15 protein-coding genes are annotated in these 13940 nt (G+C 35.4%); all 15 read left to right on the top strand.

From position 1 onward, the window contains the following. Positions 1-50 precede the first annotated feature (50 nt). Complete coding sequence (locus T356_RS0103910; RefSeq protein WP_026513373.1) at positions 51-854, top strand: hypothetical protein; 804 nt, start codon at positions 51-53, stop codon at positions 852-854. A gap of 65 nt (positions 855-919) precedes the next feature. Further along, on the top strand, positions 920-2125 hold the full coding sequence (locus tag T356_RS0103905) for a hypothetical protein (protein WP_026513372.1): 1206 nt from the start codon (positions 920-922) through the stop codon (positions 2123-2125). Beyond that, positions 2122-3645 (top strand): hypothetical protein, encoded by a 1524-nt coding sequence (locus T356_RS0103900; protein WP_026513371.1) that lies wholly within the window; start codon positions 2122-2124, stop codon positions 3643-3645. Before T356_RS0103905 ends, T356_RS0103900 begins: the two co-directional genes overlap by 4 nt. Before the next feature lie 50 nt (positions 3646-3695). Then, positions 3696-4313 carry a hypothetical protein gene (locus T356_RS0103895; protein WP_026513370.1) on the top strand — a complete coding sequence of 206 codons (618 nt, stop codon included), beginning with the start codon at positions 3696-3698 and terminating at the stop codon, positions 4311-4313. A 371-nt stretch (positions 4314-4684) separates the two neighbouring features. After that, positions 4685-6058, top strand: coding sequence for a hypothetical protein (locus tag T356_RS0103890; protein WP_155838970.1), 1374 nt, complete (start codon positions 4685-4687; stop codon positions 6056-6058). Positions 6059-6120: 62 nt separating this feature from the next. After that, entirely contained in the window at positions 6121-6846 is a 726-nt protein-coding gene (locus T356_RS0103885) for a hypothetical protein (protein ID WP_026513368.1), read from the top strand. Continuing rightward, positions 6822-7010: a hypothetical protein gene (locus T356_RS0103880; protein ID WP_026513367.1), complete on the top strand. Its 189-nt coding sequence runs from the start codon at positions 6822-6824 to the stop codon at positions 7008-7010. The genes T356_RS0103885 and T356_RS0103880 overlap by 25 nt, the downstream gene beginning before the upstream one ends. Beyond that, entirely contained in the window at positions 6997-8058 is a 1062-nt protein-coding gene (locus T356_RS0103875; RefSeq protein WP_026513366.1) for a hypothetical protein, read from the top strand. The genes T356_RS0103880 and T356_RS0103875 overlap by 14 nt, the downstream gene beginning before the upstream one ends. A gap of 25 nt (positions 8059-8083) precedes the next feature. After that, complete coding sequence (locus T356_RS0103870) at positions 8084-8425, top strand: hypothetical protein (RefSeq protein WP_026513365.1); 342 nt, start codon at positions 8084-8086, stop codon at positions 8423-8425. Further along, positions 8425-9534, top strand: a complete 1110-nt coding sequence (locus tag T356_RS0103865; RefSeq protein ID WP_026513364.1) for a hypothetical protein — start codon at positions 8425-8427, stop codon at positions 9532-9534. The genes T356_RS0103870 and T356_RS0103865 overlap by 1 nt, the downstream gene beginning before the upstream one ends. A 29-nt stretch (positions 9535-9563) precedes the next feature. After that, positions 9564-10598 (top strand): lysozyme inhibitor LprI family protein, encoded by a 1035-nt coding sequence (locus tag T356_RS0103860; RefSeq protein ID WP_026513363.1) that lies wholly within the window; start codon positions 9564-9566, stop codon positions 10596-10598. A 151-nt stretch (positions 10599-10749) separates the two neighbouring features. Further along, positions 10750-11691, top strand: coding sequence for a hypothetical protein (locus T356_RS0103855; protein ID WP_026513362.1), 942 nt, complete (start codon positions 10750-10752; stop codon positions 11689-11691). 24 nt (positions 11692-11715) lie between these two features. Continuing rightward, complete coding sequence (locus T356_RS0103850) at positions 11716-12468, top strand: hypothetical protein (protein ID WP_026513361.1); 753 nt, start codon at positions 11716-11718, stop codon at positions 12466-12468. Between the two features lie 727 nt (positions 12469-13195). After that, positions 13196-13597, top strand: a complete 402-nt coding sequence (locus T356_RS0103845; protein WP_026513360.1) for a hypothetical protein — start codon at positions 13196-13198, stop codon at positions 13595-13597. Beyond that, positions 13594-13851, top strand: coding sequence for a hypothetical protein (locus T356_RS0103840; RefSeq protein WP_026513359.1), 258 nt, complete (start codon positions 13594-13596; stop codon positions 13849-13851). The genes T356_RS0103845 and T356_RS0103840 overlap by 4 nt, the downstream gene beginning before the upstream one ends. Positions 13852-13940 lie beyond the last annotated feature (89 nt).

The following is a 13940-nucleotide window of genomic DNA, read 5'->3' as shown; positions in this document are numbered from 1 at the left end:
CCTATAACCATAGTTTATCGATTTATGTATTGATATGGAACAATCCGATAATGAGAAAACAAGTATTATTTATAATTATTGCTACATTCATGCTCTGTGCATGCGCTAAAGAAAACAATACGGTAGCCGAAGATGTGAGCGTAGAGGAAGGAAGTACCGCAAATATTGAAGACGTTGCTTCGGAAGAGGGATTAGAAACATCAATCACATCAACAAAGAATCTATCAGAATACACTTCATACGATGAGTTTATTGAAGATATAAAGAGAATAATGGATATATATGAAAAAAGTCCTGATTATGATTTGTTTTCTGATCGGGTAGAGCTAAAGGACTGGTTTACGTATTCAATGATTACTTCAATTGAATATGCAGCTGACGAATTTGGATATATACAAGAGGATATTGACGGAGACGGGGGAGATGAGTTGCTTTTGGGAACAACCGGCGCAGAAGAAAAATCAGAGGATTCGGATATTACGCATATGTATACCATTAAAGAAGGTAAAATTGTTCCGGTATTTGAAAGTGAGTACAGAGAGTACTATCAATTATGTGAAGATGGTGTAGTTGCATATTATTTTAATTTTCCTCCTATGCCCTTTGGAGTTGAATATTATAAGTACAATGCCGGGAACCTGGAATTTATGGAAGGTATACATTATGAATTCGAATTCGCTGATGATGAGTTTCATGACCATTACTGCTATTCTGATAATGCACCCTACGTTCCCTATACTGTTTCACAGAATAATCGCGAAATAACTGAAAAAGAGTATGATAAGCTAAGTGAGGAGCTTGAACATAAATATAATAAACCAAAGTTCCAACTTCATCTTTTTAAGGAAGAATAGTAAAAACTTTTTCCTTAAACTGAAAATGCAGGCTTCAAAAATATATTGATTTCCAAGGATAAACAATGAGATTACGCATAATACTTTCCCTTATTTTACTTATATTTACCACAAGTTGTGGAACCGTAAAGACTGCAGATAACATCGAAGCAAGACAGCCTTATGAGGATTCAGAAAAAGAACATAAATTATATGATCAGACATTCGAGGCTGAACTTGTTAAAGGTGATGGCCAGATTCGAGTTCATAATGAACTTGAAAAAGATGATAATGGTCATTATACAGGACTTTATACTTATATTGATATCATTAAAAACGATACGGTTATAGATACTTTAAATACCGGTATCTTTTTGAAGAGTGTTACGGATATGAGCTTTTTTGATTTTGATTGCGATGGCAAGACAGATATCGTAATCACCGGTGATGCGCCAAAATTTCTATTGTGTAACGCTACTTCTGATTATCATTACCATATCTTTGATGATTGGAGTATTCTGAATACTATTGAGAAGGAACGAGGCAATGATTTTTCCATGGATAAGCTAAAGTCTGTGTTGTTAAGAAATAACTTATCCTGTGATTATAGCGATTCACTCAGTTTTGATGAGCTCATAGAAATGCTTGAAAATAAAGAAATAGAAGAAAAACAGGAAGGGACTGAACTTGATTATGGCTTGTATAATGAACTTATAGAAAGCTTAAAGATAAGTATGAAAAGAAAATCGTTGGAATTGCTCTGTGGCGTTGCAGATAAATGGGATTTAGGACTACTTTCAGAAGGATCATTATCTTATTATTTTGAGGAAGAAGACATGTGGTATCTGCAATATGATATTGATGGCGACGGAGTGGATGAGCTTCTTTTAGGAACAGGTAATCCTGATCTTAAGCCTGATATATGGCGAAGCGATGATTATATATGTGATTTATTTACTATTCGAAACAGAAAGCTTTTACATGTTTTTAAGGGCGGCTGCAGATACAGGTACTATCTTTGTGAAAATGGAATTATAGAAAATGAGGCTGCTAGCGGCTCGTCAATGGATCAATCATTTTACAGATACAATAACGGAGAATTGAAATTTATAGAGCATATTTTTGATGAACCCGATTACCCTGATGTGAATAGACACTGTTACTACTACGAAAATAAAGATTGCATTGCACGCGAATTAACTGAAAAGGAGTATGATGAGATGCGTGATGAGCTTGAACATAAATATAATAAACCAACGCTGCAATTTCATCTTTTTAAGGAAAAACAATGAGATTACGCATAATACTTCCGATGATTTTGCTTATATTTACTACAGGATGTGGAGTAAGCGCAGAAAAAGCTCCAATAAATCCAGAACCAGATGATAAAGTAGTCGAATTATATTCTGATTCCAAGAATAAGTTGATAGAAATCGAATCTGAGCCTATTCCGCAGCAGGGATCTGTACAGATTCAAGTTTATAATGACTATGATATAGATTATGGTATCAAGACACCATTTACCTTTATTGATATCATCAAAGATAATGAAGTCATAGAAACCATAAACACCTACTGTTATTTGGACAGCGTTACGGATATGGATTGCTTTGACTTTAATGATGATGAGATAAAAGACATTGCAATTATTGGTAAATCAGCTTCTGACACTACAGTCTTTCTGTATGAAGTTAATTCCCACTATCTGTGCCAAGCATATAGCCCATGGTGGGATGTCGGAGATTTTATTTTAGAGTCATTAGGCGATGAATTTTCACTGAATGAATTAAAGACTATATCATCAGAGGGACTTGATTCTTATGCGGGAATGTTGGCAAAAAATGCAATAAGTAGTGCTGAAAAAGCTACGTATAGAGATTATAAATCAGCATATATTGATTTCCTTAAAGTTATTGATGAGTGCGGAGTTGATGAACATTGTGTTCCGTTAGAGCGATATTGGATATATGACATCGACAAAGATTTGACGCCTGAATTATTAGTATTATATCGAGACTGCGAAGCAAATTCTCATGTATTTGTATACACGTATACTGATAACAAAGTTAAGAACATTGTTGAAATAGATACGGATTACAGTGAGTTCTTTGCATATCCAAGCGGCAATGGAATAATGCAACATAGGGCATGTAGTGGTGGGGAAGAATATTTCTTATTATCTTTAAATGATAATAAGTTCACATCGAAAGAATTGTATTCAGGATGTACGGGTTATGAAAATCCGGAAACAGGAGACTATGATACTAAATTTATGCCTTCAAGAGATGTAGTTCCAGATGCATATTTTCTTACATCATTTGCGCCTGATTATATATATCCCATAGAAAAGTATGAAGAAATTTCAGCTAATGTGTCATCTCAAGACAATAAGAAGTATACCTTTCCGGATAATGATCCCGATTTCTATTCAGAAATTATGGAAAAAGATGGTATTGTAAATGCTGTATCTGTGGACGGAACTGAGTCGATTTATAAAGATATTCATTTTAGCGATTTTATAAGAGCCATAGAATATTCTCCATCGGAAATACATGATATGACATATGCAGATCTTAATTCGGATAATGTGTATGAATGTGTTTTTTATGTTTCGGAAAATGATAATTACAGACCTGCTTGTATAATTATGAGTAAGCAGGGAGATGACATTTTTGCATATTACGGATATCCCAGCGGAACAGGGATTACAAAAGATGGTTTTTTTATAGAGGATTCTGATGATTATTCGCATTGCCAATATCGTGTACAGTATGATAAAGAAAAATGTTTTTACTATTCCGCACCTTATTAATCTATAACCATGACTAATTCAGTTATATTGATATGGAGAACAATCTGATAATGGAAAAACGGATATTATTTACAACAATTATTGCTTCCATCATGCTATGTGCGTGTGCTAAAGAAATCAAAACGGTAGCTGATGATGTTAGTGTAGAAAAAGTGAGTACTGCTACCACTGAAGAAACTGCTTCGGAAGAATCTTCAGAGACATCGGATACATCAGAAAAATGTATTGCAGATTACAATTCGTACGATGAGCTTATTGGAGATATAAAAAAAATATTGGATATATATGAGGCTGTTGATTTTGATACTTTTTTTGATAAAGCAGAGCAGTATGGATGGTTTACGAGTTCTATATGCGGGTCATTTGATGCAACCGACAAATTGGGGTATATACAAGTGGATATTGACGGAGACGGAGTGGATGAGTTACTTTTGGGAACTAATGGATCGGAAGAAAATTCGTATGATGTAGATATTGATGGTATGTTTACCATTAGAGATGGCAAGGTTGATTCTGTATTTTTAGATTATTCAGAAAGAGAGTTCTATAACTTATATGAAGATGGTGTAGTTGAATTTAATTTTTATTGTCCTCCTGACCCTTGGGGAATTGAGTATTATAAGTACAATGCCGGAAACTTGGAACTTATTGAAGGGGTTTCCGGTTAAGTTGGATATCATGATGATGAGTGGTGGCCACAGTACTACTATTATGACAGTGCTTTGCAGAAACGTGAATTAACTGAAAAGGAGTATGATGAGATGCGTGATGAGCTTGAACATAAATATAATAAACCAAAGTATCAGCTTCATCTTTTTAGGGAAGAATAGTAAATGATTTATACAAAAAAATTGGAGATATACATGAAAAAACTATATATACCCATTACGCTCATCTTATTATCTTTATGCTTAACAGCATGTCATGGAAAGGAATCCAGAGAATATAGAGTAGATGTCACCTATGAAGAACTAAACGGACACTCTACACTGACCAGAGTTAAATAATAGAAAACTGATGAATATTGAAGGATAGATAGTTGAGATTACGCATAATACTTACGCTTATTTTACTTATGTTTGCTACCGGTTGTGGTGCAAAAGACAAAAAATTAATCGAGCTGGAATCTGAGCTTGTTAAAGATCAGGGCAATGCTCAGATTTGCGTTTATAATGACGCTTTTACAGATCGCGGCAAGAAAAAGGATTATACCTATATTGATATCATTAAAGACGATGAAATCAAAGAAACTATAAATACATATCGATATCTGGATAAAGTTTCGGATATCGATTGTTTTGACTTTAATGATGACGGAATAAAAGATATCGCAGTTATTGGCACTTCAGGTTCTGAAACCAAGGTCTTATTGTATGAAGCCACGTCCGATTACCAGTATGATGTTTTTTCCGGATGGAGTGACGTAGGAACTGCTATTAATGAGTCATTAGACGATGATTTTTCAATAACTGATTTAAAAAACATATTCGAAAATTATTTGGCAAGTGTTTCTTTGGTTGATTCACCAAGCGCGAAGAAGCCTACGGAGATTGTAGGAGACGGCTTATATGAGCGATTTCTTAGGAATGAAGTCAAGGTAAAAATAGGAACAGAAAAAAATCTTGGTTATGAAGAGGATTTTAACTTCAGAGCGAGTCAAGGACAGGAGTTTACGCTTGAAGAACTTGTAAATACCATCATTAAATGGTACACCGATTACTCTGGAGTACAGATTACCCTTGAAAAAATAGAGTACTCTTTTCTTGATTGTGGCAACGATGGAAGCAGAGAATTGGCCATACGTATAAAAACACCGAGCAATGATGACTGGACTGAAAGCATTATTATAAAGGAAAAGGATGGCAAGCTTGAAACAATCTATTCAGATGTGGGATGGTCAAGAAGCAGAATCTGCATAAATGAATATGGATACATTTATGGCGACGGATCAGGGGGTGCATCCAGTCATGGGTTTGATAAGGCATTTCTAGATGCCGATGGAAAGTATCATTATATTTATTATGACTCAACGGAATTTCCGAATAGTCCATATGGGTGGCTAAATTTTTATTTCAATGATGATAAGAATACTCCATCTGTAACCGTATGGGCTCTGATAGATGAAACGCATGAGTATGATGATAATGATGAAGATGAGTTTGAAAATGGCTTTAAGGGATATTTCTATACACAGCTTTTACATGATGATTCCTTATACGAAGAATCAGGTGAAATCTACGAATATTTAAGGCAAAATAACCGTTTGCCGGAGGACAAATTAGTAACTATAAATGACTTGGAGCAGATGATAGCCCAAAAAGAAAAAAAAGAGGGACTTACAGAGGAAATTAAAAACGGAAAAACACTTATATGGGAAGAATTGGCTTATACTTTTGAGCAGGCTATTCCTTGAACACTTCTTATGTATTAAGCAGCATAAATATGATTAAGAAGAGAGGCATTTAAAGAACAGATATGAAAAAATGTAAAAATTTTTTATTGGCAATTGTATTGCTACTATGTTTGACAGCATGTGACAAGCAGAAGGTTATTAGTGATAAAAACGAGCCGGTAACCCAAAACGAAGAGATTGCTGGAAAAGAAGCCAATAATTATGAGCAAAATAACAGTGAAGCACAAGATGCTGACAAACACTTTCTTGAGTATTTAAAAGGAAATGAAACGGATTCAAACGGAGAAAAATTTTGGGCTTTGGGAGATACAGCGGGTTTTGTTGATAAATCGGAACTGGAATACGCTATTTATGATATAAACGGAGATGGCATAAATGAATTACTGGTTCGTGATGATGGCAACCATATTTACGATATAATGGAGTTTAAGGATGAAAAAATACAGTATGCAAATATGGAATATTTTGGAACTCTCGGGGTTTCAATGATAAATGACAAGAATCAGTATGTAAGCGGTGATACGGCTCATGAAGGTCGTGCCATCTATGCTGTATCCGAGATTGATGATCAGGGAAATGCAGATATTGATATTGTTTTTCTTAAATTCTGGAATGATTGGACAGAGACAGGTACAGAGAGGTTTTATAAAAAGAATAATCCGCCGCAGGATTATTTAGAAAATATTGATGCACTCGATACAATTGATGAAGAGGAATATGATAATCTTGTAGAGCAATACACACATGAGAATACTTCAATTGAATGGATAAAGCTGGATGTATTGTAGAGCTTTTGGATTATAAGAGAAGACGTGTAGGGAACAAGCCATATATAAAAGGAACTGGGAGAGTTGTTACATTAACCATCGTCCCTGCCTTGGTTATTAGCACAAGCAACATGGATATGATAATGAAAGAAAGGCATTTAAAGAACAGAAATGAAGAGACATAAAAATATTTTGTTAGCAATTGGATTACTACTGTGTTTAACAGCATGTAATAAGCAGGTGGTTATTATTGATAAAAACGAGCCTGTAGAGGCGGGCAAGGAGATTACTGAAAATGAAGCCACTGTAGCTGACAGTATTGAAAATAATAGTGACGAGATTAGTGAAGAAAAAGATGATGTCAATAAGGATGGTTGGAAAGATGTATATAAAAAGTATCTTTATGATATTTTAGCAGATAAGGAGTCCCTAAGCGATGGCTATACCGCTTTTTATTATAGTGAGGGTCCGGAAAAGAAAGCCTTCTTTATACTTCAAGATGTTACAGGAGATGATGTCCCTGAATTATGGGTGACTCCTTTTGGGTTAACTTCTGATACGCAATATTATGGATGGTTTTCTTTATGTACTGTTGGAGAAGATAATAATATTAAAGACTTCCCCTTTTTTGCAAGTTTCTATGATTCTGATAAACAAGAATTATATGGGGCAGAATGTGTGCTTGATGAGGATTTCTCAGTATATAAGAATGAAAACGGCAAACTGACCTTAGAATATATGGTGCTTGGGAATGAAAAAGAACAATACAGAAAAGGACAAGATTTTGACGATTGCGATCCTATTTCGCTTGAAGAAGGACAAGAATTGGATGCAGAATATGATGAGCTCAAAAAGAAGTATGGTATTAAAAATGCAATAGAACTTACTCCGGAAAATATTGAGAAAGCATTATCTAAAGAAAAAACAGAGGCAAATGGAGAAATTACTGATGATCAAGCTCTTTTAGCTATCAAGAATTACTGCTATGAAAATTTTCCTGACTTAAAAGACATGGTTGATTCGGATAAATACACTATATATTGGTATATTGAATCAAGCGATGAAAAAGAGATTGTGGTAGTTTATAGGTCATATACGGCAGCTCTTGTCAGGTATTATATTGATAGAGCAACAGGCGCTACTTATGTAACAGAATTTGCACCTGGGATAACTGAAGAAGAGGAGCGCACTGATGAGAGCTTTAGCGTAGGAGATTATTTTGTGAATGGGTGAGAGTTTTTTATAAAGCCTTTGTTGTATGTTTACCATTAGAGAGGGCAAGGTTGATGCTGTATTTGAGGATAATCTGAGAGTAGTGTATCAATTATTTAAAGATGGCATAATTGAAGAATATTGCTTTCCTCCAAATGCTAGTGTTGAATATTATAAGTACAATGCCGGAAATATGGAACTTATTGAAGGTATTTATGATGGATTTACTCCTTTTGACGAGGAACATCAACATAAATACTACTATTCTGATAGTACTTCAAAGAAACGTGAACTAACTGAAAAAGAGTATGATGAGTTGAGCGAAGAGCTTACTCATAAATATAATCCCAAGTATAGACCACAGCTTCATCTTTTTAAGGAAAAATAATGAGACTACACATAATAATACCGCTAACTTTACTTATATTGCTTACAGGTTGTGGAGCCAAAAATAAAAATTTGATTGAAACGGAGTCTGAGCTTGTTCAAGATCAGGGTGCTTCTCAGATTCGCATTTATAACGATGTTTTTGAAGCTTACGGCAAGAAAAGTAATTATACCTACATTGATATCATCAGAGACAATGAAGTCAAAGAAACTATAAATACATATCGTTATCTGGACAAGGTTACCGATCTTGATTGTTTTGATTTTAATGATGACGGAATAAAAGATATTGCAGTTATTGGCGCTTCGGGTTCTGAAACCAAGGTCTTGCTATATGAATCTATGCCTGACTATCATTATGATGTATTTTCCGGATGGAGCGATGTGGGTAATGATATAAGAGAATCTATAGATGATGATTTTTCTATGGTTATATTAAAGAATATATTGGATAGAGTTACAAACATTGAGGATGCTGCTTTGGAAGAGTCTTCTGAACCAGCCAAAGTATTAGAAAGTGAAGTAACCACCTTCAATTCATACGATGAACTTATTGAAGATATAAAAGTGATGATTGAAATGAAAGAATCGAATTCGGATACATTTTATCACCATGCACAGTATCATGAATGGTTTACCTCGCCGATAGATTGGGCTTTTCAAAACGATAGTTTTGGGTATTTGCAAGTGGATATTGATGGGGATGGAATAGATGAATTGCTTTTAGGAATTAATGATTCGGAAGATGATTCACATAATGTGAATGTTTTAAGTATGTTTACCATTAGAGATGGCAAGGTTGATGTTGTATTTGAATCTGATTACAGAAGGAGCTTTGAATTATATGAAGATGGTATAATACTCGATGATTGGGGCATTCCAAATAGTTTTTATAGCCTTAATTGTTATAAGTATTCAGCAGGAGGTATGGAATTTATTGAAGGTGTGAATGCGACGCCTGTTTTCAGCGAGGGTAGGTGTCAGTGCTATTATTACGATAGTTCTTTGCAGGAGCGTGAAATAAGTGATGATGAGTATAGTGAGTTTTATGAAGAACTATTGCATAGATATAATAAGCCAAAGTTCCAGCTTCATCTTTTTAAGGAATAGTAGTATAGAATTGGAAGGATTTATTTATAATGCGTAAAAAGATTAAATACTTGGCATTTTTACTTTCTTCAGTATTACTTGTTTCTTGCGGAAGAAATGCCAAAGAGCAAGTGAAGATTGAAGATGCAAATATAAGCGAGTCAGTTGAAAGTAATACTGAAGCATCTGAGGATACCGAAGAAACGACGGATACTGCATTATCTGTGGATTCAGCTCTTTTTCCAATAGCTGAATGGGAGAAGAAATGGTCTGCTGAAAATGATACTAAGGAGTGTTATTCAACAGAGAAATTTGATGCAGAGCAATATGAAGAAAAAGTAGTTAAATCAAGGCTCGATGAAGCAATAAAAAATAGTAAATCTATCGCAGATGAGCTAAAAAATGTAGAGGAGATCGCGTATTATTATACGAATTATCACAATGCCGATTTGAGTCAGCAGGACATGAACAATGTAAGCTGCGCGGAATCATATATTTGGGATTATGAAGTACAGAGTCTTTATAACAGAATTCTTGAAGAAGCAGATGATTCTAGAAAAGATAGCATTAAAGCTGAACAGGACGCATGGAAAGCTGATTTTGACAGGTGCTACGAAGCGGTAAAATACGTGGAAGGATCATGGGCTTCTATGATGAACAGTGAACTGGATTCCAGATTTATGAAGAGTCGAAGCTATATACTTGCAAGAGAACTTGCTGATGAAAGAGGTGAAAACATCGAACTTCCAAAGAGATTTTTTAGAGAAAATTCTTATATAAGCGATGATGCCGTTCTTGACATAAAGGAAGGAATGGAAGGTGGTTCAATCAGTATTACATATGCACCAAAAGGCAAAGAAAAAGTTGATATGTTGTGCTATGAGCCAATGATAAATGATACTACAATTTCTTTTAAAACCACATGTGAGTTTGATGATGGAGAAGTAATAAATACAAACGACGGGGATGCACCGATAGTGGGTATTATCACTTATGGATGGGATGGCGCCACATTAACTATTACAGAATCGGGAGATAAGAGTTTACCCGCAGGAACCAAGGTGAAATTCCCAAAAGCAATGTAATTTAACATCGAGGAAATAATTGATATTGATAAAAATAATGGCTCAATCACAAATTTTATGTGATTGAGCCATTAAAAATAAAAAATATTAATGAAATTCTCAATTGTTTGGTGTAATATATAACAAAAAGTTAACGAAAGGGAAGAGCGTTATGAAAAAAAGGGTTTTAATTTGTGTTGGAATCCTACTTATTGCAGCTACGACTGTTGCATGTAGTGGTATAGATCTTGAAAAGTTTGGTATCGATAATAAGCAGGCGGAGACTTTGGCAGAAGAAGTATCAACGGAGGATGCCGGTGAAGCTATATCGGAAGAGGCAGAGGAAGCGGAGGGTGAATCTTCTGATGATTCCGAGTTTTATTTTTCAAAACTGAAGAATAATGAAGAGCTTAGAATAGATCTTGGATCTGACGGACAGATGGATACTATATTTTTTAAGCATCCGGATGGCTCAGGGAACGATAATTCCTGTTCCATAAAAGTAAATGACCAGACTGTTGATATAGAGCTGGTTGTAGAAAACGGTTTTTTGTATGGAGAAGCTGATGCGTTTTTTGTACACAGATCAGACGGGGATTATGTTCTGATCAATGAACAAGGCGCTGATGGCTATGGGCCGATAACTGCATATATGTGGGATAAAGATTCTCTTAAAGAAGTGGGCAAATATGATGAGCCCGTTATAGTAGATTCAAGTATTGATGAAAAAACAAACAGTGAAAAGTACGAGATCTATCCGGATAAGATAGTTATAGGATATCTTGTTGATATTTATGATTGCAACTGGATTGCTACAGCAGACTTGCAATACGGGCCTGATGGTTTGGAGCAGAAACTTGAAAAAGAGCATAAGATACATCCTATGGTAGAAGGCTTAAGTAAAGGCCTAATTTTGAAAAAAGACGTAGAGTTTGATGATGAGTCCGGTAACGATCCTAAGGTCGGAAAAGCCGGACAGACGATTATTCCATATGGAATGCAGGGAAGCTCCATGAGTTTTACGTCTGAAGATGGCGAATATCTTGGATATATCATATATGATGGAGATTCAAACGAACTATTTGAAAACCTTGGCGATTTCCAAGTTGGATGACACAAGGATGATGGAGGAAATGAGATGAAAATAAAAAATACATTGTTATTACTTGCAACAGCTATGACTATTACAGGCTGTTCATCGGTTTCTATTAATTTGGGTTCTGATAATTCAGAGACACAGGATGATGTTGCAACATTTTCAGCAACTACCGAAAATGATTCTGAGGATGTAGAAACTCAGGATGATACTGCTTCTGAAGAAACAAATACTGAAGCTACAGGAGAAGGGGAAGCAGTTTCAGATGCTGAACTTAAAGAGTTTACAAATATGTTTATCATCGGAGGTAGCGGATATTTTGGCTTTCTTAACCCAGAATACAGCAGCCCTGAAGAAATCAAGTGGGATGAGGTTATAGGCTGTGTAGACGAATTGCAAGAACGTAAACTGAGCGATGAAGAGAGAAAGGAATTATTTGGTACTACTGAGGAAGACCCAATGGAGCCTTGGGTAGTAAAAAATGAAAATCTCACAAAGTTCATCAAAAAGAAAACAGGGCTTGATATCAAAGTTGACGCCAAAGATGTACCCAGGTGGGAGTATAACGAAAAATATGATGTTTTCTTAATTTCTGATAATCCATGCGGGCAGGATTCACCTATGTACGATGGAAAATTTGTTTCCGGAACAAAAAATGGCAATCTTTATGAACTTACATTCCAGCCGAACAATGAAAGCTGGGATGAAGAAACTAAACAACCTGACAGAGTTATTACCTTTGAAAAATCCGGCGATGATATTGTGATAAAATCAAATAAAATTTTGAAGCAGTGAAGTGCTACGAACCTAAAGAGACGTGGCTTCTTGCTTCAACCACTACTGCATAGGCTACAAATTAACTGCAACGTAAGCGCTTTATATTTCCTCATAACTACGAGGGGACATGAAGCGCTTACTTATTTATATAGCATATTGTAGCAAATCGTTAGCAATAGCCAAGGTATAAATCATGTTATACCCGATTTGTTGGAACAATAATTGAGAAAGGAAAAGCATAATCCAGATAGCAGAGAAGTGACGTAGAATATAGCTATTTTAAGAAAAGTTCATACAGTAATTATCGTGAGAACGAGATTTCAAAAAGTCTTAATGAGGAAATTATCATTGAGGCTTTTTTATTTTTCATTGTTGCGTTAATTAACGAGGATTGTTTCCCCTTCCTCCCCTTCTCCTTCCTTCTCTTTCCTTCCTTTCCTTCTTCCCCTAGAAAGAAGAGAAAAAGAAAGAAGCAAAGAAAAAGAGAATAAAGATATACCCTATTAACTTTTCTATCTTATCTCATCTTATCTTATCCCTTCCTTTCCCTTCCGTTCTGTTCCGTGCCAGAATCACTATCGGAGACCAAGAGGGCAGACCGTGAAAAGAGCAGAAGATAAGCGGGTTTCAAGGTTGTTGAGATATGTTCATGGAGTGGTGATAAGCAGTATGAAAAACATACTTCAAAGGAAAATCAAGGGTTTCGACTGCTCAAATCTGAGCAGTCGGACAGAAAGGAGCATTTATGGATATAGACCAAGCATTCGAGCTGATTTTAGAGCATTATAACGGACAATCCCAAAATGAGAAGTCGAAGCCTTATAAGCTCAATGAACGCTTTACAGGTAATGAGTTTAACTATAAGCGTGTTTACACCAGAGAAGGCGATGATTGGCATTGGCTGACTATTACCAACAAAGGCGAGGGACGGTTCATGGCTACGTTTACAGACGAGAAAGGGAAAATAACAGATTGGCATTTTTACAGTGTGAAGGGAAATGAGCTTATTTTAAACGATAAGGAACGTGTTGAAAAAGATGGAAGGCTCTCATTCAAACATCAACTCAATAAAAAGATTGCAGAAGCAAAACACACGATAATTAACGAGCCGAACAAGCATAGAAAGCGAGGTGAGATAAGCCTATGAAGTTATCCAAGTATGAGCAAGAAACAATAATCAATTTCAACGTTGCTGAATCTGATGCAGTGGTATTCACCAGAGATAAAGCCGTTATTAGAAAACTTGATGCGTTAGTTACTGAGTTCCCAGAGGTGTATAAGTGCATAAGTGAAACAGATATCGATAAGACCTACTCCATGCCCAAAAAGTATGTTAGTTATCGTAAGCCTAGAAGGATATCAGAGGAAAGAAGAGCGCAAATAAGAAAGCAAATGACTTAAATGAAAAAGTAAATTCCAGTTGCTAATAAATGCCTCAAAATGCGGATTTAAATTCCGTTTTTGCACCTTAACAATTTCATATTTTTGCC

Source organism: Butyrivibrio sp. LB2008, assembly GCF_000621565.1.
Lineage (GTDB): Bacteria > Bacillota > Clostridia > Lachnospirales > Lachnospiraceae > Butyrivibrio.
The sequence above is the reverse complement of the archived record's forward strand: the minus strand, read 5'-3'. Positions and strand labels throughout refer to the sequence as shown.